Genomic DNA, 21,552 nt, shown 5'->3' with positions numbered 1-21,552 from the left:
CGTGTTGCGTCGGGGTCGGCGGGTGTTGGGTGCGGTGTCGGTGAGTGGTTGATGGTGTGTTTGTGCTGGTCAGGGGCTTGGGCGCCTGTCGTGTGGTGGGGGTGGGGGCCTCGATTTGCGTGTGGGGTGGTGTGGGGGTAAGTTCTTCTCCTGTTGCGCCGAACGGCCTGTGAGGGCTGATGGTGTGTGACGCGGGACTGGTACGGACAGCCTGTGTGGTTGGTCGGAGGTTCCTCATCCTTCCTCTTTCTGGGTCTGGATCGCGATTTGCGGTTTGGGTGTGGGGGGTGTAGGGTGGAGAAGTTGCCCCGGATCGGGTCTGCTGGCTGAGTGTTGGTGGGTTTGGTGTGTGTGGGTGTGTTGTTTGAGAACTCAACAGTGTGTTTTGTGATGTAGATGCCATGTGATGGCTGCTCATCGTGTGCCTGCTCCGTTGTGGGGTGGGTGTTGGTGGGTGGTTGTTGCTTGTTTGTTTATGTTTTGATTTGCCTGCCACTGTGGTGGTGGGTGGGTCAGGGTTTCTTTGTATGGATCTTCACTCCTTGTGGGGTGTTGGTTTTGACGGAGAGTTTGATCCTGGCTCAGGACGAACGCTGGCGGCGTGCTTTACACATGCAAGTCGAACGATGAAGGGGTGCTTGCACTCTGGATTAGTGGCGAACGGGTGAGTAACACGTGAGTAACCTGCCCCAGACTCTGGGATAACTCCGGGAAACCGGGGCTAATACTGGATATGACGCCTGCCTGCATGGGTGGGTGTGTAAAGGGTTTCTGGTTTGGGATGGGCTCGCGGCCTATCAGCTTGTTGGTGGGGTGATGGCCTACCAAGGCTTTGACGGGTAGCCGGCCTGAGAGGGTGACCGGCCACACTGGGACTGAGACACGGCCCAGACTCCTACGGGAGGCAGCAGTGGGGAATATTGCACAATGGGCGCAAGCCTGATGCAGCGACGCCGCGTGAGGGATGACGGCCTTCGGGTTGTAAACCTCTTTCAGTAGGGAAGAAGCCTTTCGGGGTGACGGTACCTGCAGAAGAAGCGCCGGCTAACTACGTGCCAGCAGCCGCGGTAATACGTAGGGCGCAAGCGTTGTCCGGAATTATTGGGCGTAAAGAGCTCGTAGGCGGCTTGTCGCGTCTGCTGTGAAATCCTCAGGCTCAACCTGGGGCGTGCAGTGGGTACGGGCAGGCTAGAGTGCGGTAGGGGAGACTGGAATTCCTGGTGTAGCGGTGGAATGCGCAGATATCAGGAGGAACACCGATGGCGAAGGCAGGTCTCTGGGCCGTTACTGACGCTGAGGAGCGAAAGCATGGGGAGCGAACAGGATTAGATACCCTGGTAGTCCATGCCGTAAACGTTGGGCACTAGGTGTGGGGTCCATTCCACGGGTTCCGCGCCGTAGCTAACGCATTAAGTGCCCCGCCTGGGGAGTACGGCCGCAAGGCTAAAACTCAAAGGAATTGACGGGGGCCCGCACAAGCGGCGGAGCATGCGGATTAATTCGATGCAACGCGAAGAACCTTACCAAGGCTTGACATACACGGGAAGCCGCCAGAGATGGTGGTCTCTTTGGACACTCGTGTACAGGTGGTGCATGGTTGTCGTCAGCTCGTGTCGTGAGATGTTGGGTTAAGTCCCGCAACGAGCGCAACCCTCGTCCTATGTTGCCAGCACGTTATGGTGGGGACTCATAGGAGACTGCCGGGGTCAACTCGGAGGAAGGTGGGGATGACGTCAAATCATCATGCCCCTTATGTCTTGGGCTTCACGCATGCTACAATGGCCGGTACAAAGGGTTGCGATACTGTGAGGTGGAGCGAATCCCAGAAAGCCGGTCTCAGTTCGGATTGGGGTCTGCAACTCGACCCCATGAAGTCGGAGTCGCTAGTAATCGCAGATCAGCAATGCTGCGGTGAATACGTTCTCGGGCCTTGTACACACCGCCCGTCAAGTCATGAAAGTCGGTAACACCCGAAGCCGGTGGCCCAACCCCTTGTGGGAGGGAGCTGTCGAAGGTGGGATCGGCGATTAGGACTAAGTCGTAACAAGGTAGCCGTACCGGAAGGTGCGGCTGGATCACCTCCTTTCTAAGGAGCACTACTGATGCTGCTGCACGCGTCGCCGGCGCGCTGACCCTGCTTGGGTTGGTGTGGTGGTGGTGGTGTGGTGGTGTGGCCGAACACTTACCAGTTTGTGGTGGGTGGGGGTGCCTGGTGTTTCGTGGGTGGAACGTCTACATCACTCCTGCTGTTGGTTGCTCGTTGTATGCGGGTGATTGGTGGTGGGGGCACACTGTTGGGTTTTGAGGCAACACGCCTCCCGCATGCTTGGTGTGTGGGTGGGGTTGTTACTTCGAAGCTGGGCCCTCACGGGTTCTCGTCTCTCTTGTTGGAGGGGTGGGGGTTTGTGTGTGGGGTTGGTTGTTTGAGAACTGCACAGTGGACGCGAGCATCTTTAGTCTTTGTGGTTGAAGTGTTTAAGAGCAGTCGGTGGATGCCTTGGCATCAGGAGCCGAAGAAGGACGTGGTAGCCTGCGATAAGCCTCGGGGAGTTGGCAAACGAGCATTGATCCGAGGGTGTCCGAATGGGGAAACCCCGCACGAGTCATGTCGTGTGACCCGCATCTGAATATATAGGGTGTGTGGAGGGAACGTCGGGAAGTGAAACATCTCAGTACCGACAGGAAGAGATATTCCGTGAGTAGTGGCGAGCGAAAGCGGATGAGGCTAAACCGTGTGCGTGTGATACCCGGCAGGGGTTGCGTATGCGGGGTTGTGGGACCTTCCTTGCCACGCTGCCGTAGTGGTGAAGGAGTGAGAAAGTCGTGTCATAGTCGAACACTCTTGAACGGGTGGGGATACAGGGTGCGACCCCCGTAGACGAAATGGCATGGCCTCCTGGAAGTGTTCCCGAGTAGCACGGGGCCCGTGAAATCCCGTGTGAATCTGGCAAGACCACTTGCTAAGCCTAAATACTACCTGATGACCGATAGCGGAACAGTACCGTGAGGGAAAGGTGAAAAGTACCCCGGGAGGGGAGTGAAATAGTACCTGAAACCGGCTGCTTACAATCCGTCGGAGCCTCCTTGGTTGGGGTGACGGCGTGCCTTTTGAAGAATGAGCCTGCGAGTTAGTGGTACGTGGCGAGGTTAACCCGTGTGGGGAAGTCGTAGCGAAAGCGAGTCTTAACCGGCGTTAGTCGCGTGCTCTAGACCCGAAGCGAAGTGATCTACCCATGGGCAGGTTGAAGCGCGGGTAAGACCGTGTGGAGGACCGAACCCACCAGGGTTGAAAACCTGGGGGATGACCTGTGGGTAGGGGTGAAAGGCCAATCAAACTTCGTGATAGCTGGTTCTCCCCGAAATGCATATAGGTGCAGCGTTACGTGTTTCTTGCCGGAGGTAGAGCTACTGGATGGCCGATGGGCCTCACCAGGTTACTGACGTCAGCCAAACTCCGAATGCCGGTAAGTGAGAGCGTAGCAGTGAGACTGTGGGGGATAAGCTTCATAGTCGAGAGGGAAACAGCCCAGACCACCAGCTAAGGCCCCTAAGCGTGTGCTAAGTGGGAAAGGATGTGGAGTTGCACAGACAACCAGGAGGTTGGCTTAGAAGCAGCCACCCTTGAAAGAGTGCGTAATAGCTCACTGGTCAAGTGATTCCGCGCCGACAATGTAGCGGGGCTCAAGCACACCGCCGAAGCTGTGGCATTCACACAATAACTAAGCCTTTGTGGTTCAGGTGTGTGGATGGGTAGGGGAGCGTCGTGTGGGCAGTGAAGCTGCGGAGTGATCCAGTGGTGGAGCCTACACGAGTGAGAATGCAGGCATGAGTAGCGAATGACGGGTGAGAAACCCGTCCGCCGAATGACCAAGGGTTCCAGGGCCAGGTTAATCCGCCCTGGGTAAGTCGGGACCTAAGGCGAGGCCGACAGGCGTAGTCGATGGACAACGGGTTGATATTCCCGTACCGGCGAAGTACCGCCCATACCGAACCTTGTGATACTAACCATCCGAACCACACCACCGGTAGCCTTCGGGCTTCCACCGGTGTGGGGAGCGTGGGACCTTAACGGGTAGTAGGTAAGCGTATTAACAGGGGTGACGCATGAAGGTAGCCAGTTGGAGCGATGGTTGTCTCCTTCCAAGGTTGTAGGACGTGTGGTAGGCAAATCCGCCACACATAGGTCTGAGAACTGATGGTGACCGCTTTAGCGGGAATATGGTGATCCTACGGTGCCTAGAAAAGCCTCGACGCGATGGTATGAGCCGCCCGTACCCCAAACCGACTCAGGTGGTCAGGTAGAGAATACTAAGGCGATCGAGAGAATCGTGGTTAAGGAACTCGGCAAAATGCCCCCGTAACTTCGGGAGAAGGGGGGCCCGGACCGTGACCCACCCATGCGGTGGTGAGCGGGTAAGGGCCGCAGAGACCAGGGAGAAGCGACTGTTTACTAAAAACACAGGTCCGTGCGAAGTCGCAAGACGATGTATACGGACTGACGCCTGCCCGGTGCTGGAAGGTTAAGAGGACGGGTTAGTCACCTAGTGGCGAAGCTCAGAATTTAAGCCCCAGTAAACGGCGGTGGTAACTATAACCATCCTAAGGTAGCGAAATTCCTTGTCGGGTAAGTTCCGACCTGCACGAATGGCGTAACGACTTCTCCGCTGTCTCAACCGCGAACTCGGCGAAATTGCATTACGAGTAAAGATGCTCGTTACGCGCAGCAGGACGGAAAGACCCCGGGACCTTTACTATAGCTTGGTATTGGTGTTCGGAGCGGCTTGTGTAGGATAGGTGGGAGACTGTGAAACATCAACGCCAGTTGGTGTGGAGTCGTCCTTGAAATACCACTCTGGTCGCTTTGGACATCTAACTTCGGTCCGTGATCCGGACCAGGGACAGTGCCTGGTGGGTAGTTTAACTGGGGCGGTTGCCTCCCAAAATGTAACGGAGGCGCCCAAAGGTTCCCTCAGCCTGGTTGGCAATCAGGTGTTGAGTGTAAGTGCACAAGGGAGCTTGACTGTGAGACCGACAGGTCGAACAGGGACGAAAGTCGGGACTAGTGATCCGGCGGTGGCTTGTGGAAGCGCCGTCGCTCATCGGATAAAAGGTACCCCGGGGATAACAGGCTGATCTTGCCCAAGAGTCCATATCGACGGCATGGTTTGGCACCTCGATGTCGGCTCGTCGCATCCTGGGGCTGGAGTCGGTCCCAAGGGTTGGGCTGTTCGCCCATTAAAGCGGCACGCGAGCTGGGTTTAGAACGTCGTGAGACAGTTCGGTCCCTATCCGCTGCGCGCGCAGGAAACTTGAGAAGGGCTGTCCTTAGTACGAGAGGACCGGGACGGACTAACCTCTGGTGTGCCAGTTGTTCCGCCAGGAGCACGGCTGGTTAGCTACGTTGGGAAGGGATAACCGCTGAAGGCATCTAAGCGGGAAGCCTGCTTCAAGATGAGGTTTCCATCACCATTTGGTGGAGAGGCTCCCAGTAGACCACTGGGTGATAGGCCGGAAGTGGAAGCAGGAACTAACGACCTGTGGAGCTGACCGGTACTAATAAGCCGATCACTTCAACACCAACACACTCACTAAAAACAATGTGCTACGCGTCCACTGTGCGGTTCCCGAACCACCACACCCACCACCCGGAGCCTCCGGGTAGGGTCTGGTACAAGTTCACACGAGTTACGGCGGCCATAGCGAGGCGGGAAACGCCCGGCATCCATTCCGAACCCGGAAGCTAAGCCCCTCAGCGCCGATGGTACTGCCCTGGAGACGGGGTGGGAGAGTAGGACACCGCCGAACACCCATTAAGCCGAGAGCCCCCAACCCACCCGGGTCTGGGGGCTCTCGCACACCCACACACGAACAAGCACTGACCCAGCTTCTCGCCACGTAAGGGAACCGCGGATGACAGCGGCACCGGGCGTGCGACTCGAGCGATGCCTGCCGCTCGAGGTCCTCAGGCCGGCCGAGCCACGTGATGGCGCCCCAGCGGCAGCACCAGCGGCGCACCCGTGGTCGGATCCGGTACCACCGCCGCCTCCATGCCGTAGACCTTCTTCACCAGCTCCGGCGTCAGCACCTCGGCGGGCGCACCCGCGGCCACCACGTCACCACCGGCCATCGCCACCAGGTGATGGGCGTAGCGCGCCGAGAGGTTCAGATCGTGCAGCACCATCACGATGGTGGTGCCCGCGTCGTGGTTGAGGTCGGTGAGGAGATCCAGCACCTCCACCTGATGGGAGATGTCCAGGAACGTCGTCGGCTCATCCAGCAACAGCAGATCGGTCTCCTGCGCCAGCGCCATCGCGATCCACACCCGCTGACGCTGCCCGCCGGAGAGCTCGTCCACGGGCCGCTCCGCGAGCTCGGTGGTGCCGGTGGCCTCGAGCGCGCGGGCGACAGCCTCGTCGTCCTGCGCCGTCCATCGGGTGAACATGCCCTGGTGCGGGTTGCGCCCTCGGCTGACCAGGTCGCTGACCGCTATCCCCTCCGGTGCCACGGGGGACTGGGGGAGGAGCCCGAGCACCCGCGCCACCTCCTTGGTGCGCATCCGGTGGATCTGTTCGCCATCCAGCAGGATCGCGCCGGCCTGGGGCTTGAGCAGGCGCGCCATGGAGCGCAGCAGCGTCGACTTCCCGCAGGCGTTGGCGCCCACGATGACGGTGATCTTCCCGGCGGGCACCGTCAGATCCAGTCCGGGCACCACGGTGCGCTCGCCGTAGCCCAGCCGCACGCCCTCGGCGCGCAGGGTGTGGGATGTGGTCACAGGGAGCCTCCGGCTCGGTTGGTTCGCGTCAGCAGGTAGAGCAGGAACGGTGCTCCGAGCGCCCCGGTGATCACGCCGACGGGCAGTCGCACGCCGAAGGCGTACTGCCCGGCGAAGTCGGCCAGCAGGACCAGGAGCGCCCCGATGAGGCCGGAGGCGAGCAACGAGCTGCCCAGGTGACCCATGATGCGCGCGGCGATCGGTCCCGACAGGAAGGCCACGAACGCGATCGGGCCGGTGGCCGCCGTCGCGAAGGCGAGCAGCCCCACCGCCGCCAGGATCAGCAGCAACCGCGTGCGCGGCACGGCCACGCCCAGCGCGGCCGCGGTGTCATCTCCCAGCCGCAGCAGATCGAGGTTCCGCGACTGCCCGAGCAGCAGCGGCGTCAGCACCACCACGGCGGCCAGCACCGGGAGCACCTGGGTCCAGCTGGCGCCGTTCAGGTTCCCGGTCAGCCACCGCATCGCCACCTGCAGGTCCCACTGCGAGGCGCGCGAGATGGCGTAGGCGATGACGCTGTCCAGGAAGGCGGCCACCCCGATCCCGATGAGGATGAAGCGGGTGTCGGCCACGCCGTCGTGATACGCCATGAGGTAGATCGCTCCGGCCGTGGCCAGGGCCGCGATCACCGCCACGATCGAGGTGGTGGTCGCGCTCAGACCCAGCAGCACCAGGCACACCACGGCCGCGGCGCTCGCGCCGGCGTTCACGCCGATCACGTCCGGGCTGGCCAGCGGGTTGCGCAGCATCGTCTGGAACGTCGCACCGCCGAGGCCGAAGCACAGGCCGGTCAGCAGCGCCAAGGAGGTTCGCGGCAGCCGCAGCGTTCCCACGGTGAAGCCGGCCCCCTGCACGTCCTGGCCGAGGATCACCTGCCAGACCTGCGCGGGGGAGTAGGCGGTCTGCCCGAGGCAGAGGGAGGCGATCACCACGCCCAGCAGGGCGACGGCGAGGCCCAGGTGGATGAGGAGGCGACGGCGCCCCCTGGCCTGGCGCAGCGCCGCCACCTGATCCGTGGTCACCGTGGGCGGTCCACCCTCGGTGAGCTGCGCCGTCGTGCCGCTCACAGGGCACGCATCCGGGTGCGGCGCACGATGGCGATGAACACGGGGGCACCGATGAAGGCGGTCACGATGCCCACCTCCAGTTCCTCGGGCCGCACCACGATCCGGCCCACGATGTCCGCCGCCGTCAGTAGGGCGGCACCGATCAGGGCGCAATAGGGGATGAGCCAGCGATGGTCCACGCCGACCACCAGGCGGCACACGTGCGGGACCACGAGGCCCACGAACCCGATCGGGCCGGCCACCGCCGTGGTGGCCCCGCACAGCACCACGGCGCCGAGCGCCGCCAGCAGGCGGCCGCGCAGCACGTGCTCGCCGAGCCCGGCCGCGAGCTCGTCGCCGAGCGCGAGGGAGTTCAGGGTGCGCGCCGAGAGGAAGCACAGGGCGATGCCGACCACCAGGAACGGCAACACCTGCGCGATGGCCGGGTAGGTCGCCCCGCCCACCCCGCCGATCTGCCAGAACCGGAACTGGGTCATCACATCCACCCGCGGCAGCAGCACGGCGCTGACGAGGGACCCGAGCGCCACCGACGTCGCCGCGCCCGCGAGGGCGAGCTTCAGGGGGGTGGCTCCGCCGCGGCCCATGGAGCCGATCAGGTAGACGAACACCGCGGCGGCGGCCGCCCCGGCCATCGCGACCCAGATGTACCCGGTCTGGGAGCCCAGGCCGAAGTAGGCGATGCCGACCACGACGGCGAGGGAGGCGCCCATGTTGACCCCGAGGATCTGGGGGTCGGCGAGCGGGTTGCGGGTGACCCCCTGCATCACGGCGCCCGCCACGCCCAGCGCGCCGCCGACGAGCAGGGCCAGGAGGGTGCGCGGGATGCGGCTGGCGACCGCGGCCTGTGACGCGGTCTCGGTGGCCCCGCCCAGGGCGGCGATGACATCACCGAGCGCCACCCCGCGCGCGCCGAAGGCGACCGAGAGCACCGCGACCACGGCCACGACCAGGGCGGCACCCGCCAGCCCGACGCCGAGCCGGCCCCGGCGCGAACGCGCGCGCGGGGCCGACTCGGTGAGGGTCAGGGTCACGGGGCAGCCTAGGCGGAGCGGGGTGACGGCTCCGGCGCCGTCAGGACGCCTGCTCCGCGGCCTCGGCGACCAGGGCGATGTAGTCGTTGCCCCAGGTGGAACCGATCGACAGCGGGCTCGGGTTCGCCGCCGCGGCGATCGGGGTGTTGTCCGTCAGGACCGCCACGGCGCCGTCGGCCACCGCCGGGATCCGGGAGATGAGGGGGTCGCCCTGCCAGGCGCCGATGGTGGTGTCGTCGCCGTAGGTGACGATGACTTGCACGTCCTCGTACTGCTCGATCTCCTCGGTGGTGTAGGCGGCCCAGAACTCGGTGCTGCCCTCCGAGGCGGTCTCCACCACGGGCGCCGGGCTCAGGCCGATCTCCGTGAGGTAGGCAGCGCGCGGGTCCAGCAGCGTGTAGAAGCCGAGCGTGGAGAGGTTGGTGGGGTCGTAGTAGGAGAAGATCGTGCGCTGCCCCGCGAGCGAGGGGTAGCCGGAGACCAGCTCGGCCTGCTCGGCCTCGAGCTGCGTCACGAGCTCCTCGGCCTCGGCCTGCAGGCCCAGCGCCGCGCCGTTGACCAGCAGGGTCTCCTGCCAGGTGGTCGCCCAGGCGGTCTCCGGGAAGGCCACGACGGGTGCGATCTGGCTGAGGGTGTCGTAGTCCTCCTGGGTCAGCCCGGAGTAGGCGGCGAGGATGAGGTCCGGATTGGTGTCGGCGACCCCCTCGAAGTCGATCCCCTCGGTCTCATCGAACAGCACCGGGGTCTCGGCGCCGAGCTCCTGGAGGGTCTCGGCGACCCACGGCAGCACGCCGTCGCCGTCGTCATCGCCCCAGGAGGCCGACGCCATGCCGACGGGCACCACGCCGAGCGCGAGGGCGGCCTCGTGGTTGCCCCACGCGACGGAGGCGACGCGCTCGGGTGCGCTCTCGATGACCGTCTCGCCGTAGGCGTGCTCGATGGTGACGGGGAAGGACCCGGAGGCGGCGCCGTCGCCCTCGAAGTCCGTGGCGGACTCCGCCCCGCCGCTCGTGGCGGCCTCGGTCTCCTCGGCCGTGTCGGTGCTGGAGGAGCAAGCGGCGAGCGCGAGCGTGGCGAACAGTGCCGTGGCTGCGGCCACGGGTCGGGACAGGGTCACAGGAACTCCCCGGGTGCTGGGCCCGCGGGCGCGGGCGGTCGACTCAACCAGGCGAGCCTAGCGCACAGTGAGGTAACCCTCACCTAACTATGACGAGCCGCACAGGGGTGGCGGGTGGCGGCGGCGCGGCGGAGGCCCCGGATGCCGGTCGCGGCGGCCGCTCGAGCGGCGCCATGTGGCACCCAATCGCGTCAGGGGGTGTGCAGAAGCGCCTTGCCACCCGTCCCGTGCTCCATCATGTGAGATGGTGATTCCGCGGGTTGGGCATTCCGCGGGCGGGGGCGTAGGGTGAGCGCATGCGCAACGGACTCCTCGTACTCGTCGTATCCCACCTGGGCGACTAGTCGACCGAGCGTTGTCTCATCGCCCCTCCGTAGCCGGCACCGGCTCGAGGGGCTTTTGTCTGTTCTGAGCGAGTGGAGGTGTGACGATGGCCAGAGCGAATGCGACGGCATCGAGCGGGCGGGCGGCGACGCCGCGCCCCACCGCAGTCCCCGGGCCGCGGCCAGGGCCGGCGAACGCCGGTCGGGCTGCCGGGAACGCGGTGTCCGAGCGTGTCACCGGGGCGGCGAGCGTGGTGCGCTCCCTCGAGTCCGTCGGCGCCGAGGTCATCTTCGGGATCCCCGGCGGGGCGATCCTGCCGACCTACGACCCGCTGCTCGACTCCACCACGGTGCGCCACATCCTCGTGCGGCACGAGCAGGGAGCCGGCCACGCCGCCGCCGGCTACGCGCACGCCACCGGGAACGTGGGCGTCTGCATCGCCACCTCCGGCCCGGGCGCCACGAACCTCGTGACGCCGCTGGCCGATGCCAACATGGACTCCATTCCCATGGTGGCCATCACCGGCCAGGTGGGCGCCTCCATGATCGGCACCGACGCCTTCCAGGAGGCGGACATCGTGGGCGCCACGATGCCCGTGACCAAGCACTCCTTCCTGGTCACCGACGCCGACGACATCCCCGCCCGCATCGCCGAGGCGTTCCACCTCGCCAAGACCGGCCGGCCGGGCCCGGTGCTGGTGGACATCGCCAAGAGCGCGCAGCAGGCGCAGACCACCTTCCGCTGGCCGGTCGAACTGGACCTGCCCGGCTACCGCCCGACGACGAAGCCGCACCTGAAGCAGGTCAAGGAGGCCGCGCGTCTGCTCGCCACGGCCAAGCGCCCCGTGCTGTACGTGGGCGGCGGCGTGGTCCGCGCCGGGGCGAGTGACGCCCTGCGCACCCTCGTGGACGCCTCCGGGGCCGCCGTCGTCACCACCCTGATGGCGCGCGGCGCGGTGCCCGACTCCCACCCGCAGAACCTCGGCATGCCCGGCATGCACGGCACCGTGCCCGCGGTGGCCGCACTGCAGCGCGCCGACCTCGTGGTGGCCCTCGGTGCCCGGTTCGACGACCGCGTGACCGGGCAGCTGTCCAGCTTCGCGCCGCTGGCGACCGTGGTGCACGCCGACATCGACCCGGCGGAGATCTCCAAGAACCGCCGCGCCGATGTTCCGATCGTGGGTGACCTGCTCGAGGTCATCGTGGAGCTGGTGGCCGAGCTCGGCGCCGAGCACGCCCAGCACGGTCAGCCGGACCTGGAGGGCTGGTGGAAGCAGCTCGACGGGCTGCGCGAGACCTACCCGCTGGGCTGGACACCCACCGACGACGGCCTGCTCGCCCCGCAGCACGTGATCTCCCAGATCGGCGAGATCACCGGCCCCGAGGGGATCTACGTGGCGGGTGTGGGGCAGCACCAGATGTGGGCCGCGCAGTTCATCAAGTACGAGCGCCCCAACGCCTGGATCAACTCCGGGGGCCTGGGCACCATGGGCTTCGCGGTGCCCGCCGCCATGGGCGCCAAGGTGGGCTCGCCCGATCGCACGGTGTGGGCGATCGACGGCGACGGCTGCTTCCAGATGACCAACCAGGAGCTCGCGACCTGCGCGATCGAGGGCATTCCGATCAAGGTCGGCATCATCAACAACTCCTCCCTCGGCATGGTGCGGCAGTGGCAGACCCTGTTCTACGAGGGCCGCTACAGCCACACCGAGCTGAACACCGGCCACGAGTCCCGGCGCATCCCCGACTTCGTGAAGATGGCCGACGCCTACGGCTGCGTGGGGCTGCGGTGCGAGAGCGAGAAGGACGTGGAGGCCACGATCAAGCGGGCGAACGAGATCAACGACGTGCCCGTCGTCGTGGACTTCACCGTCAGCAGCAACGCCATGGTGTGGCCGATGGTCGCCGCCGGCGTCAGCAACGATGCGATCCAGTACGCCCGGGGCATCACCCCGAGCTGGGACCGGGAGGACTGAGCGATGGCCATGACCCGTCACACCCTGTCGGTGCTGGTGGAGAACAAGCCGGGCGTGCTCACGCGCGTCTCGGCCCTGTTCGCCCGCCGCGCCTTCAACATCCATTCCCTGGCCGTGGGGCCGACCGAGCACCCCGAGGTCTCCCGCATCACCGTGGTGGTGGACGTGGACGACCTCCCGCTGGAGCAGGTGACCAAGCAGCTGAACAAGCTGGTCAACGTGCTGAAGATCGTGGAGCTGGAGGACCGCTCCTCCGTGCGCCGCGAACTGCTCCTGGTCAAGGTGAAGGCCGACGACGCCTCCCGCACCGCCGTGCTGCAGGTCGTGGACCTCTTCCGCGCCCACGTGGTGGACGTCTCACCCGAGGCGGTCACCATCGAGGCCACCGGCGGGGAGGAGAAACTCAACGCGCTGCTCACCTCCCTCGAACCGCACGGCATCCGCGAGATCGTGCAGTCCGGTACCGTCGCGATCGGTCGCGGCGCCCGGTCGATGACCGATCGCGCCCTGGACCGCATCGCGCGATCCGCCTGAGCCGTTCCACCCGCAACGCCCGCACCCCAGAACCACCGAATCAACCAGCAAGGAGATCACCATCGTGGCTGAGCTGTTCTACGACGACGACGCCGACCTGTCCGTCCTCGCCTCCAAGAAGGTCGCCGTCATCGGCTACGGCTCGCAGGGGCACGCCCACGCGCTGAACCTGCGGGACTCCGGCATCGAGGTCGCCATCGGCCTCAAGGACGGCTCCAAGTCGGCCGCCAAGGCCGCCGAGGAGGGCTTCCCGGTCATGTCCGTGGCCGACGCCGCCGCCTGGGCCGACCTCATCATGATCCTCGCGCCGGACCAGCACCAGCGCTCGATCTTCAACGACCACATCGCGCCGAACCTCGCGCCGGGCAAGACCCTCGCCTTCGCGCACGGCTTCAACATCCGCTTCGGCTACATCACCGCGCCCGAGGGTGTGGACGTGATCCTCGTGGCCCCGAAGGCCCCGGGCCACACCGTGCGCCGCGAGTTCGTGGACGGCCGCGGCATCCCGGACATCATCGCCGTGGAGGTCGACGCCTCCGGCACCGCATGGGACACCGCCCTGGCCTACGCCAAGGCCATCGGCGGCACCCGGGCCGGCGTCATCAAGACGACCTTCACCGAGGAGACCGAGACCGACCTGTTCGGTGAGCAGTCCGTGCTGTGCGGCGGCACCTCCCAGCTCGTGCAGTACGGCTTCGAGGTCCTCACCGAGGCCGGCTACCAGCCCGAGATCGCCTACTTCGAGGTGCTGCACGAGCTCAAGCTCATCGTGGACCTGATGTGGGAGGGCGGCATCGCCAAGCAGCGCTGGAGCATCTCCGACACCGCCGAGTTCGGCGACTACGTCTCCGGCCCCCGCGTGCTCGGCCCGCAGGTGAAGGAGAACATGAAGGCCGTGCTCGCCGACATCCAGTCCGGCGCGTTCGCCAAGCGCTTCATCGACGACCAGGACGCCGGCGCCCCGGAGTTCACCGAGCTGCGCAAGAAGGCCGAGGCGCACCCGATCGAGTCCACCGGCCGCGAGCTGCGCAAGATGTTCGCCTGGCACAAGGACCTCGACTCCGACTACGTCGAGGGCAGCGCCGCGCGCTGATCGACTTGGTCGCTCGGTAGTGCCCGACGGCGCCCGGTCACCTCAGGTGGCCGGGCGCCGTCGCGTGTTCTGGCTGAGCGGGGCGCGCCGTCGCGTGTTCTGGCTGAGCGGGGCGCGCCGTCCGCGGGTGGCGCGGGCGGCGCGTAAATGGGGGTGGGTTACGCGCGTGGGGTGGCGCGCCCGCCTGCCCCGGCGGCGGGTGGCGCGTGTGGCGCGGATGTGGGGGAGGGTTACGCGCGTGTGGTGGCACGCCCGCAGCGTCCCCGTCGCGAGGTGGTCGAAAGGATGATGCGCTCGCGCTGTCGAGCGACTCATGCTCGCCCCAGGCGCCGTGTGGCGCGGGATCGGGGTCGAGATGGTGATCGTGGCGGGCGTGCTCTCCTTCGCCTCCGCACTCGGCATGCTGGCGGGAGAACTCGTGTCGTGGCGGCGGAGTGGTTGGCGTCGCGGGGTGGCGCCCAGGCCCGCCGCCGTGTGGGTGACGGCGCTCGCCGTCTCGTTGCTCGGAGTTCTCGCCCTCCCCGGTGACCGCGAGCCGCTCCTGGTGGTGCTGCTCGGCGTCCTGATCCCCGGCGGCTTCGGCGCCGTCGTGGCGCGGTGTCGCGATTCCTTGCGCATGGCCGTCGCGTCTCGAGGCGGAACTAGTCTTTTGACTATAGGTGGTGCGATGCCAAAGTGCCTACGGTGTGTGTGGCTCACTCGGATGAGCCCTGATCAGGAGGCGACGATGTACCGAACCGACTTCACGCTTAGTGGTGCGCGAGCGCGCGTAGTCGCATTTGGAGTTGCTATGGCACTCCTTGTATCTTTTGTTGTCGCGGCGCCAGGAACTGCGGCTAGCGCTGAGTCCACGGCGACCCAGCAGCATGAAATCGTGGACGCCGAGCGCGGCGGCGTCGTTGCCCGAGAGAGCGGAGTCGACATCTACGAGATGGTCGACGAGTCGGGCGAAATCGTTGGATACGCCATTGCGGAGTCGGCGCAGGATCGGCTGCCGCTCTCCCTCGCTCAGACCCGTCTAGGTGCTGGGGGTCCCGAGCATTCCGTCTCTGCAAACTTCTGGACTTGCTCCGCAGCGATTGCTTGGTTCATTGGGCAGACAGTGTTCCCGAGCGTAAAGATCGCGCGTCTAGTGGTCCGATTGGGACAGTTCGTCAGCAAGTATGGATTCTCAAAGACAGTGAAGATCTTCACGGGTGCCTACAAGTTGAGCGGGCGGACGGCAAAAGAGGAGTTCATTGACCTCGCCAAGGCGCTCAGTGGAGTCGGTGGGCTCCAGGTCGGATGCGGATTCTAGACAGATGGAGTTGGTGGCTGGAGTCGTCGTTGCAGCATCTGGATTGATTCTGGTGGTGGGTGAGTTCGCTGCGCGCCGAAGGAGTCGATGGCGTTCGGGCTCGCTGGAGTCGAGCCCGCCGGTGGTGTGGTTGGTCGCACTCGCCGTGGCATTGATCGGGGTGCTGAGTTTTCCTGGAGAGAAGGATGGACTCCTGGTTGTCCTGCTTGCAGTTCTTGTGCCGGGTGGTTTCGGGGCAGTCATCAATCAGCGGTTCGAGTCGACATTGATCTCGGTGCTGGCAACGGTGTTGGCTTCTGCAGCAGGCCTCGTGCTCGCTTTCTCGTAGCGTGCCGGGGTGGGACGTGACGGCGCCCGGTCACCTTTGGTGGCCGGGCGCCGTCACGTTCGTGCTGCATGGGCAGGTGCTGGGTGCGTGTGTTGCGTAGCTCGTGTCCAGCGCGCGTGGGGTGGCACGCCCGCTGGGTCCGTCCGGGCGAGGCGCGCGTGGCGCGGAAGTGGGGGGTGTTACGCGCGTGGGGTGGCACGCCCGTCGCGTCGCGGGACGCTCTCGCGCGCTTCGCCTGCGAGAATGGCGCCCATGAGGATCGCCGATGATGACGCCGTCGTTCGCTACTGGGAGTCCGTTCGGGCCAAGGCCCGGATCGGGCGTGCGGCCGCCTACGTGGGGCTCGACGACATCTCGGCGGTGCCGCCGCCCGCGATCTCCTTCGGTGCCACCCCCGAGGAGGCGCAGGAGACCCTTGAGCGGGTTCTCGCCGGCACGAAGAGCGCGACCTCCACGGCCGTGGCGGAGCTCGGACCGCAGGACAATCCGCCGCGGGTGGGCGACCTGTGGATCGTGCTCGACGGCAACGAGCACCCCCGCGCCCTCATCCGCACCGCGTCGGTGCTGACCACGGCGTTCCGCGACGTCACGCCCGAGTTCGCCGCGCTCGAGGGCGAGGGCGACGGCTCGCTGGAAGCCTGGCGCGCCGCCCGGGAGGCCTACTACCGCGCGGAGTTGGGCGAGGACGGCTTCAGCGACGACATGGAGATCCTCTGCGAGACGTTCCAGGTGATCGACCCGCGCGAGCCGGAACTGCCGGCGATGTTCGAGTAGGCCCCTGCCCACCCCCGCGGAGGTGTTCGCACTATGAGACGGGCATCCCGTTAGGTGGGACGCCGCACTAGGCTGACCGGCATGACGCGCACCCTGGATCTCGCAGTTATCGCCGGTGACGGAATCGGCCCCGAGGTGGTCGCCGAGGGCCTGAAGGTGCTCGACGCCGTCCTGGCCGGGTCCGATGTGGCCGTGGCCACCACGCCCTACGAGCTCGGCGCCAAGCGCTGGCACGCCACGGGGGAGACCCTCACCGATGAGGACCTCGCCGCGATCGCCCAGCACGAGGCCATCCTGCTCGGCGCCATCGGCGACCCGGGTGTGCCCAGCGGCGTGCTGGAGCGCGGGCTGCTGCTCAAGCTCCGCTTCGCCTTCGACCACTACGTCAACCTGCGCCCCTCCGTCCTGTACCCGGGGGTGCCCACCCCGCTGGCCGATCCGGGAGAGGTGGACTTCGTCGTCGTGCGCGAGGGCACCGAGGGTCCCTACGTGGGCAACGGCGGCGCCATCCGCGTGGGCACCGCCGCCGAGGTCGCCAACGAGGTCAGCGTGAACACCGCCTTCGGCGTGGAGCGTGTGGTGCGTGACGCGTTCGCCCGCGCGCAGGCGCGTCCGCGTAAGAAGCTCACCCTGGTGCACAAGCACAACGTGCTCGTGCACGCCGGCCACCTGTGGCGCCGCACCGTGGAGGCCGTCTCGGCGGACTTCCCCGAGGTCACCGTGGACTACGCCCACGTGGACGCCGCCACCATCTACCTGGTCAACGACCCCTCGCGGTTCGACGTGATCGTCACCGACAACCTCTTCGGCGACATCCTCACCGACCTCGCCGCCGCGATCACCGGCGGCATCGGCCTGGCCGCCTCCGGGAACGTCAACCCCGACGGCGAGTTCCCCTCGATGTTCGAGCCGGTGCACGGCTCCGCTCCGGACATCGCCGGGAAGGGCATCGCCGACCCGACCGCCACCGTGCTCTCGGTCGCCCTGATGCTCGAACACCTCGGGATGACCGAGCAGGCCGCGCGCATCCAGGAGGCCGTGGCGGCGGATATCGCCGCCCGGATCGGCAACGAGACCACGCGCTCCACCACCGAGATCGGCGACGCCATCGCCGCGCGAGTAGCCGGCTGAGACGCGACGCGGGCCGCCGCACTCCATGCGGCGTTTCCGCCCGGTCGCGTCCAAGGCGTAGGTTCTACTCACCTGATCTTGGAGGCACCACCATGTCCACCCCTGCGACCGCACCGCGCACCGGCTCCGTGGAGCCCTTCGAGGTGCGACCGTCCTCGAATCCGCGCACCGTGGCGGAGCGGGAGGCGATGCTCGCCGCCCTCGGATTCGGCGTCGACTTCACCGACCACATGGCCCGCGCCACGTGGACCCCGGCCGACGGCTGGCACGAGCGTCGCGTGGAGGCCTACGCCCCGCTCCTGCTCGACCCGGCCGCCGCCGTTCTCCACTACGCCCAGGAGATCTTCGAGGGCATGAAGGCCTACGCCCACCCGGACGGGTCGGTGTGGACCTTCCGCCCGGAGGCGAACGCCGCCCGGTTCGCGCGCAGCGCGCTGCGCCTGGCCCTGCCCGTGCTGAGCCAGGAGGACTTCCTGGAGTCCATCCGCGCTCTGGTGAACGTGGACGCCGAGTGGGTGCCCACCACGCCGGGCTCCTCGCTCTACCTGCGGCCGTTCATGTTCGCCTCGGAGTCCTTCCTCGGCGTGCGGGCCGCGCAGCGCGTGGACTACCTCGTGATCGCCTCGCCTGTCGGCCCGTACTTCCCCTCCGGCATCAAGCCGGTCTCCATCTGGCTCACCCGCGACATCAAGCGCGCGGCGCCCGGGGGCACCGGGGACGCGAAGTGCGGCGGCAACTACGCCGCCTCCCTCCTGCCGCAGGCCCAGGCCTCGGAGAAGGGCTTCGACCAGATCCTGTTCACCGACTCCACCGACTCCCACCTCGAGGAGCTCGGCGGGATGAACGTGTTCGTGATCGGCAAGGACGGCACCGCCAGCACGCCGCGGCTGACCGGTTCGATCCTCGAGGGCGTCACCCGCTCCTCGATCATCACGCTGCTGTCCGAGCGCGGCTTCGACGTGCAGGAGCGCGACATCCCGGTCGAGGAACTGATCGAGGGCGTGCGCTCCGGTGAGGTGACCGAGGTGTTCGCGTGCGGCACCGCCGCCGTGGTGACCCCGATCGGGCGCCTGGCGGGGGAGGGCTTCGACCTGACAGTCGGCGAGGGCGAGGCCGGGGAGACCACGCAGTGGGTGTACCAGACCCTCACCGACATCCAGTACGGCCGGGCCGAGGACACCCACGGGTGGCTCACCCGCCTGGTCTGAGTTGTCCGGCAGTCTGCCGTGGCGGCGGTCACGGACGAATGTGACCGCCGCCACGTCGGCTGTGGCATACTGGCCGACGTGGCACACCTCGTCATCATTACCTAGCGCGTCCGGCCCCTCCCGGACGCGCTGCCTCCCGCAACCCGGGAGGCTTTTTCGTGCCCGGAGTGGGCACAGCGGACGGGACAACCACTCGATCGGGCCGACCGGCACCACCCCCGCCGGAGCGGATCGAGCACCAGCTTCACCGAAGGCAGGCACCAGATGACCACGCCCCTGGCGCTCGACGGCACCGTCGTCGAGATGTATGACACCACCCTGCGCGACGGCGCGCAGCAGGAGGGCATGAACCTCACCGTCGCCGACAAGATGGCGATCGCGCCGATGCTCGACGCGCTCGGGGTCGGGGTCATCGAGGGCGGCTGGCCCGGGGCGATCCCGAAGGACACCGAGTTCTTCCGGCTCGCCGCGAAGGAACTCGACTTCGCCTCCGCCCAGCTCGCGGCCTTCGGCTCCACCCGCAAGGCCGGCACCAGCGCCCACCAGGACACCCAGGTGCGCGCGCTGCTGGACTCCGAGGCGCCGGTCATCACCCTGGTCGCCAAGAGCGACATCCGGCACGTGGAGCGGGCCCTGCGCACCACACCGGAGGAGAACCTCGCGATGATCGCCGACTCGGTGCGCTACCTGGTCGGCGAGGGGCGCCGGGTCATCCTGGACGCCGAGCACTTCTTCGACGGCTACGTCTTCGACCCCTCCTACGCGATGCGCGCCGTCGCCACCGCCTTCGAGGCCGGCGCCAGCGACGTGGTGCTGTGCGACACCAACGGCGGCATGCTGCCGGACTGGGTGCACCGCATCGTCACCGAGGTGCGCGCCGCCACCGACGGCCGCCTCGGCATCCACGCACACAACGACTCCGGCTGCGCCGTCGCGAACTCCGTGGCCGCGGTGGCCGCCGGGGCGCGTCACGTGCAGGGCACGGTGAACGGGTACGGCGAGCGGACCGGCAACGCGGACCTGCTGGCGGTGGCCGCGAACCTCGAGCTGAAGCTCGGCGCGCGGTGCCTGCCGGAGGGCAAGCTCGCGGACGCGACGCACACCGCGCACGCCATCAGCGAGGTCACCAACATCCCGCCCTACACCCGCCAGCCGTACGTGGGTTCCAGCGCCTTCGCGCACAAGGCGGGCCTGCACGCCAGCGCCATCCGGGTGGACCCCGACCTCTACCAGCACATCGACCCGACCCTGGTCGGCAACGACATGCGGATGCTGGTCTCGGACATGGCCGGGCGCGCCTCGATCGAGCTCAAGGGCCGCGAACTCGGATTCGACCTGGCCGGCCGCCCGGAGATCCTCGGGCGCGTGGTGGACCGGGTGAAGGAGTCCGAGGCGCAGGGCTACACCTACGACGCCGCGGACGCCTCCTTCGCGCTCATGCTGCACGAGGAGGTCGGCGGCGAGCGGCCGCGGTACTTCCAGATGGAGAGCTGGCGCGCCTCGGTGCACTTCACCGAGGCGATCGGGGGCGACGGCGAATGTGAGGCGACCGTCAAGCTGCGGGCTGGCGGCTCCCGGGTCGTGCGCACCGGGGAGGGCAACGGGCCCGTCAACGCCCTGGACCACGCCCTGCGCGAGGCCCTGGTGGGCGTGTACCCGGAGATCGAGCAGTTCGAGCTCACCGACTTCCGGGTGCGACTGCTGGACACCTCCCACGGCACCGACGCCGTCACCCGTGTGCTGATCCAGACCTCCTCCGGCGCGGAGACGTGGAGCACGGTCGGGGTCGGCCCGAACATCCTCGAGGCCGCCTACGAGGCGCTCGTGGACTCCCTGGTCTACGGTCTGCTGCAGGCGGGTGTCGACCCCCGCTGAGGGCACGACGGCGCAGACCGGCGCCGTCCTGAGGCCCGCCCTGCGTATCGCGGCCGCCGCGCTGGTGTGCGGGGCGGCGGTGCTGCTGTTCGCCGTCCACGTCCGGCCGCTGGGCTACCTGCCGCTGGTGGCGGGCGTGGCACTGGGGCTGTGGGCCGACCGAGCGCTGGGCAAGGACCTGCTGCTCATCGCGATCGGGCAGGGCATCGTCTCCACGATCTCGCTGAAGGCCGACCTCTCCAACGCCGGGATGGCGCGATTCACCGTGGCCCTGGGGCTTGCGGTGCTCGTGCCATGGGCGATCTCGCGGTACCTCTACCGCGAGGACGCGGTGCGGTTCCCGATGGCCGGCGGCTGGCGGTGGCAGGGCTGGCAGTGGATCTACATCGCCGTCGTGGTGGTGGTCGGCTACCTCATCCTGCCGTTCTACTTCATCGGCTCAGGGGTGTACGCGAACTGGCCCACGTTGGAGACCGGCGGGGAGATCGTGCGGCTGTTCATCGGCGTGAACGCCGTGGGGCTGTGGGACGAGCTGTTCTTCATCGCCACCGTGTTCACCCTGCTGCAGCGGCACTTCCCGTTCTGGTTGGCGAACGTGCTCCAGGCCGCGGTGTTCGTCTCGTTCCTGTGGGAGCTCGGCTACCGCGAGTGGGGGCCGGCGCTGACCATCCCGTTCGCGCTCGTTCAGGGCTGGCTGTTCGCCCGCGTGAAGTCGCTGCCGTACGTGGTGGTGGTGCACCTGCTGTTCGACGCCGTCGTGTTCGGGGTGCTGGTGCACGCCCACCACCCGGACCTGTTCGACATCTTCCTCACTGCGCCCTGAGGGGGCGCGGGGCCGCGCCGCGGGGTCGCGGCTTCGGTGACGCCGGATGGTGTGGTGCCGCGGGTGTCGGTGGGGTGGGATCACTTCGGGGGTTGAGGTGGGTCTGTCCACAGGCCTGGTGCTGGTGGTGAGGATGTCAGTCCCCTTGGGTAGGTTTGACACATCAGTTCGAAGGTGAGCGTGATGTGAGAGGGGGTGGGTGT

At 66.9% G+C, this 21,552-nt stretch carries 14 protein-coding genes and 3 rRNA genes; 13 read left to right on the top strand and 4 right to left on the bottom strand.

The window, feature by feature from the left end:
* Positions 1–558: 558 nt before the first annotated feature.
* From ATL40_RS08940 to rrf, 3 genes are all read left to right on the top strand, one after another.
* A 16S ribosomal RNA gene (locus ATL40_RS08940) occupies positions 559–2,086 on the top strand.
* 379 nt (positions 2,087–2,465) lie between these two features.
* Positions 2,466–5,577 (top strand): 23S ribosomal RNA (locus ATL40_RS08935).
* A gap of 109 nt (positions 5,578–5,686) precedes the next feature.
* Positions 5,687–5,805: ribosomal RNA gene (rrf, locus tag ATL40_RS08930) — 5S ribosomal RNA — on the top strand.
* The 16S, 23S and 5S rRNA genes sit together here, the layout of an rRNA operon.
* Positions 5,806–5,962: 157 nt before the next feature.
* Here rrf and ATL40_RS08925 read toward each other — a convergent pair.
* From ATL40_RS08925 to ATL40_RS08910, 4 genes are read right to left on the bottom strand one after another with little or no spacing between them, the layout of a single operon-like run.
* Positions 5,963–6,772 carry an ABC transporter ATP-binding protein gene (locus tag ATL40_RS08925; protein WP_098469238.1) on the bottom strand — a complete coding sequence of 270 codons (810 nt, stop codon included), beginning with the start codon at positions 6,770–6,772 and terminating at the stop codon, positions 5,963–5,965.
* Positions 6,769–7,839 carry a FecCD family ABC transporter permease gene (locus ATL40_RS08920; RefSeq protein ID WP_211283093.1) on the bottom strand — a complete coding sequence of 357 codons (1,071 nt, stop codon included), beginning with the start codon at positions 7,837–7,839 and terminating at the stop codon, positions 6,769–6,771. The genes ATL40_RS08925 and ATL40_RS08920 overlap by 4 nt, the downstream gene beginning before the upstream one ends.
* On the bottom strand, positions 7,836–8,870 hold the full coding sequence (locus ATL40_RS08915; RefSeq protein WP_098469237.1) for a FecCD family ABC transporter permease: 1,035 nt from the start codon (positions 8,868–8,870) through the stop codon (positions 7,836–7,838). The genes ATL40_RS08920 and ATL40_RS08915 overlap by 4 nt, the downstream gene beginning before the upstream one ends.
* Positions 8,871–8,910: 40 nt before the next feature.
* Positions 8,911–9,987 carry an iron-siderophore ABC transporter substrate-binding protein gene (locus ATL40_RS08910; protein ID WP_211283092.1) on the bottom strand — a complete coding sequence of 359 codons (1,077 nt, stop codon included), beginning with the start codon at positions 9,985–9,987 and terminating at the stop codon, positions 8,911–8,913.
* A 430-nt stretch (positions 9,988–10,417) separates the two neighbouring features.
* On the opposite strand from ATL40_RS08910, the gene ATL40_RS08905 reads away from it, so the two are divergent.
* From ATL40_RS08905 to ATL40_RS08865, 10 genes are all read left to right on the top strand, one after another.
* Entirely contained in the window at positions 10,418–12,286 is a 1,869-nt protein-coding gene (locus tag ATL40_RS08905; RefSeq protein WP_098469236.1) for an acetolactate synthase large subunit, read from the top strand.
* Between the two features lie 9 nt (positions 12,287–12,295).
* The gene (gene ilvN, locus ATL40_RS08900) at positions 12,296–12,820 is read left to right on the top strand and encodes an acetolactate synthase small subunit (protein ID WP_098470388.1); all 525 of its coding nucleotides are present in this window, start codon (positions 12,296–12,298) and stop codon (positions 12,818–12,820) included.
* Positions 12,821–12,884: 64 nt separating this feature from the next.
* Complete coding sequence (gene ilvC / locus ATL40_RS08895) at positions 12,885–13,913, top strand: ketol-acid reductoisomerase (RefSeq protein ID WP_098469235.1); 1,029 nt, start codon at positions 12,885–12,887, stop codon at positions 13,911–13,913.
* Positions 13,914–14,268: 355 nt separating this feature from the next.
* Positions 14,269–15,210, top strand: a complete 942-nt coding sequence (locus ATL40_RS08890; protein WP_143556918.1) for a hypothetical protein — start codon at positions 14,269–14,271, stop codon at positions 15,208–15,210.
* 4 nt (positions 15,211–15,214) lie between these two features.
* Positions 15,215–15,538 (top strand): hypothetical protein, encoded by a 324-nt coding sequence (locus ATL40_RS14725; RefSeq protein WP_143556917.1) that lies wholly within the window; start codon positions 15,215–15,217, stop codon positions 15,536–15,538.
* A gap of 252 nt (positions 15,539–15,790) precedes the next feature.
* Entirely contained in the window at positions 15,791–16,312 is a 522-nt protein-coding gene (locus ATL40_RS08885) for an ASCH domain-containing protein (protein WP_169925921.1), read from the top strand.
* Between the two features lie 81 nt (positions 16,313–16,393).
* Entirely contained in the window at positions 16,394–17,443 is a 1,050-nt protein-coding gene (locus ATL40_RS08880) for a 3-isopropylmalate dehydrogenase (RefSeq protein WP_098469232.1), read from the top strand.
* 92 nt (positions 17,444–17,535) lie between these two features.
* Complete coding sequence (locus ATL40_RS08875; protein ID WP_098469231.1) at positions 17,536–18,651, top strand: branched-chain amino acid aminotransferase; 1,116 nt, start codon at positions 17,536–17,538, stop codon at positions 18,649–18,651.
* 264 nt (positions 18,652–18,915) lie between these two features.
* Positions 18,916–20,526: a citramalate synthase gene (gene cimA, locus ATL40_RS08870; RefSeq protein ID WP_098469230.1), complete on the top strand. Its 1,611-nt coding sequence runs from the start codon at positions 18,916–18,918 to the stop codon at positions 20,524–20,526.
* The gene (locus ATL40_RS08865) at positions 20,510–21,349 is read left to right on the top strand and encodes a CPBP family intramembrane glutamic endopeptidase (RefSeq protein ID WP_211283091.1); all 840 of its coding nucleotides are present in this window, start codon (positions 20,510–20,512) and stop codon (positions 21,347–21,349) included. Before cimA ends, ATL40_RS08865 begins: the two co-directional genes overlap by 17 nt.
* Positions 21,350–21,552: the final 203 nt, after the last annotated feature.

This window comes from Serinibacter salmoneus (genome assembly GCF_002563925.1).
In the GTDB taxonomy this organism is placed as follows: domain Bacteria; phylum Actinomycetota; class Actinomycetes; order Actinomycetales; family Beutenbergiaceae; genus Serinibacter; species Serinibacter salmoneus.
The sequence above is the reverse complement of the archived record's forward strand: the minus strand, read 5'-3'. Positions and strand labels throughout refer to the sequence as shown.

Coding starts and splice junctions, on each gene's coding strand:
- cimA (WP_098469230.1), top strand. CDS start 18,916: ATGACCACGCCCCTGGCGCTCGACGGCACCGTCGTCGAGATGTATGAC.
- ATL40_RS14725 (WP_143556917.1), top strand. CDS start 15,215: ATGGAGTTGGTGGCTGGAGTCGTCGTTGCAGCATCTGGATTGATTCTG.
- ATL40_RS08905 (WP_098469236.1), top strand. CDS start 10,418: ATGGCCAGAGCGAATGCGACGGCATCGAGCGGGCGGGCGGCGACGCCG.
- ATL40_RS08885 (WP_169925921.1), top strand. CDS start 15,791: ATGAGGATCGCCGATGATGACGCCGTCGTTCGCTACTGGGAGTCCGTT.
- ATL40_RS08875 (WP_098469231.1), top strand. CDS start 17,536: ATGTCCACCCCTGCGACCGCACCGCGCACCGGCTCCGTGGAGCCCTTC.
- ATL40_RS08890 (WP_143556918.1), top strand. CDS start 14,269: ATGGTGATCGTGGCGGGCGTGCTCTCCTTCGCCTCCGCACTCGGCATG.
- ilvN (WP_098470388.1), top strand. CDS start 12,296: ATGACCCGTCACACCCTGTCGGTGCTGGTGGAGAACAAGCCGGGCGTG.
- ATL40_RS08880 (WP_098469232.1), top strand. CDS start 16,394: ATGACGCGCACCCTGGATCTCGCAGTTATCGCCGGTGACGGAATCGGC.